The organism is Streptomyces sp. UNOC14_S4, from assembly GCF_020740835.1.
GTDB lineage: Bacteria > Actinomycetota > Actinomycetes > Streptomycetales > Streptomycetaceae > Streptomyces.
The window spans coordinates 1-2559 of the sequence record NZ_JAINFC010000764.1 but is presented as its reverse complement, the minus strand read 5'-3'; the positions used below and the strand labels follow the sequence as shown (position 1 = coordinate 2559).

The 2559-nt window shown below is 74.4% G+C and carries 3 protein-coding genes; all 3 read left to right on the top strand.

Annotated elements, in window-relative coordinates:
• The first annotated feature begins 27 nt into the window (after positions 1–27).
• Complete coding sequence (locus K6I34_RS35445) at positions 28–933, top strand: NADPH:quinone oxidoreductase family protein (protein ID WP_229332142.1); 906 nt, start codon at positions 28–30, stop codon at positions 931–933.
• Positions 930–2129, top strand: a complete 1200-nt coding sequence (locus K6I34_RS35440; RefSeq protein ID WP_229332141.1) for an acyl-CoA dehydrogenase family protein — start codon at positions 930–932, stop codon at positions 2127–2129. The genes K6I34_RS35445 and K6I34_RS35440 overlap by 4 nt, the downstream gene beginning before the upstream one ends.
• The coding region (locus tag K6I34_RS35435) for an acyl-CoA dehydrogenase family protein (RefSeq protein WP_229332140.1) at positions 2126–2559 on the top strand (434 nt) is incomplete at its 3' end. The genes K6I34_RS35440 and K6I34_RS35435, both read left to right, overlap by 4 nt.

Below are 2559 nucleotides of genomic sequence, written 5' to 3'. Positions count from 1 at the left end.
TGTCCCGCCCCCGCACCCGTTTCTTCCCTGGTCCGGATCCGCGCCGCCAACGTCAACTTCCCCGATGCGCTGCTCTGCCGCGGGCAGTACCAGGTCCGGCCTCCCTTCCCGTTCACCCCGGGCGTCGAGACGTGCGCCGAGATCCTCGCCCTCGGAGAGGGCGCCGGTGGCACCGTCGGCGCGCGTGTCCTCGCGCAACCCGCCCTCCCCGCAGGGGGTTTCGCCGAGCTCGCCGTCGTCCGCGCGGACACTCTCCTGCCCGTCCCCGAGTCGCTGGACGACGCAGAGGCGGCCGCCCTCCACGTCGGCTACCAGACAGGCTGGTTCGCTCTGCACCGCAGGGCCCGTATCCAGCCGGGCGAGACCCTCCTCGTGCACGCCGCCGCGGGCGGTGTCGGCAGCGCCGCCGTGCAGCTGGGCAAGGCCGCGGGCGCCACGGTCATCGGCGTCGTCGGTGGCGCGGACAAGGCCAAGGAGGCCCGGGAGAACGGCTGCGACGTGGTCGTCGACCGCCGCGCCGAGGACGTCGTCGCGGCCGTCAAGGACGCCACCGGCGGCCGCGGCGCCGACGTCGTCTACGACCCGGTCGGCGGCGACGCGTACACCCAGTCCACCAAGTGCGTCGCCTTCGAAGGCCGCATCCTGGTCATCGGCTTCGCGAGCGGGAAGATTCCCGGCCCGGCCCTCAACCACGCCCTGGTGAAGAACTACTCCATCCTCGGACTGCACTGGGGCCTCTACAACACCAAGGACCCGGCCGCCGTCCGCGCCTGCCACGACGAACTGACCGCGCTCGCCGCGCGGGGCGCCGTCCGGCCTCTGGTCAGCGAGCGCCTGCCCCTCGACGCGGCCGCCGACGCCGTACAGCGCGTCGCCGACGGCAGGACCACTGGCCGCCTCGTCGTCCTCCCCACCGAGGGCGGCACCCGATGAGCGCCGCCGCGGCCACCCCGGACGCCGACGGGCTGCGCGAGCGCGTCGCGGACTTCCTCGCCGCGCACGACCCCGCCGCCACCGACCGCCTCGCGTTCCTGCGCGCCCGCTTCGACGCCGGACTCGCCTGGATCCACTTCCCCGAAGGACTCGGCGGGCTCGGCGCGCCCCGCTCCCTCCAGCCCGTCGTCGACGCCGCGTTCGAGGCCGCGGGTGCTCCCGGGAACGACCCCCGGCGCATCGGCATCGGCCTCGGCATGGCCGCCCCCACCCTCCTCCAGTACGGCACCGATGCGCAGAAGCAACGCTTCCTGCGCCCCCTGTGGACCGGGGAGGAGGTCTGGTGCCAGCTGTTCAGCGAGCCGGGCGCGGGCTCCGACCTCGCCGGGCTCGCCACCCGTGCCGTACGCGACGGTGACACCTGGACCGTCGACGGCCAGAAGGTGTGGACCTCCAGCGCCCACCTCGCCCGCTGGGCGATCCTCATCGCCCGCACCGATCCCGGCGTACCCAAGCACCGGGGCATCACCTACTTCGTCTGCGACATGACCGACCCCGGCGTCGAGGTGCGGCCGCTGCGCCAGCTCACCGGCGAGGCCGAGTTCAACGAGGTGTTCCTGACGGGCGTACGCATTCCGGACGCCCACCGCCTCGGCGAGGTCGGTGACGGCTGGCGCGTCGCCCAGGCCACCCTCATGAACGAGCGCGTCGCCATCGGCGGCGGCTCCGTCCCCCGCGAGGGCGGCATGATCGGCACCGTCGCCCGCACCTGGCGCGAGTGCCCCGAGCTGCGTACCCACGACCTCCACCAGCGGCTGCTGGGGCTGTGGGCGGACGCCGAGGTCGCCCGTCTCACCGGCGAACGGCTCCGCCAGCAGCTCAGGCGCGGCAGGCCCGGACCCGAGGGCTCCGCCATGAAGCTCGCCTTCGCCCGCCTCAACCAGGAGCTCAGCGGCCTGGAGGTCGAACTGCTCGCCGAGGACGGACTCGGCTACGACGACTGGACCATGCGACGGCCCGAACTCGTCGACTTCACCGGCCGCGACGCGGGCTACCGCTACCTGCGGGCCAAGGGCAACTCCATCGAGGGCGGCACCTCGGAGATCCTGCTCAACATCATCGCCGAGCGCGTACTCGGACTGCCGCCCGAGCCCCGCGACGACAAGGACCTCCCGTGGAAGGACCTGCCCCGATGACTGCCCCGATGACTGCTCCGATGACCGCCCCGTCCACCCCGGACCTGCAGTACTCGGAGACCGAGGAGGACCTCCGGGCCGCCGTGCGCTCCCTGCTCACCGCGCACGGAGCCCCCGCCTCCGTGCTCGCCGCCGCCGAGAGCGGACGCCCGTACGACAGCGGGCTGTGGCGGTCCCTGGCGGACATGGGCACGGCCGGCCTGCTCGTCCCCGAGAAGCACGGAGGGCAGGGCGCGACGGCCCGCGAGGCCGCCGTCGTGCTGGAGGAGCTCGGCCGTGCCGTCGTCGACGTACCCCATCTGACCAGCGCCGTCCTGGCCGTGCGGGCCCTGCTCGGCTGCGACGCCGGGCGCCCCGAGGTCGCGGAGACGCTCGCCGCCCTCGCCGGGGGCCGCCGGGTCGGCGCCCTCGCCGTCCCGCTGCCCACCAC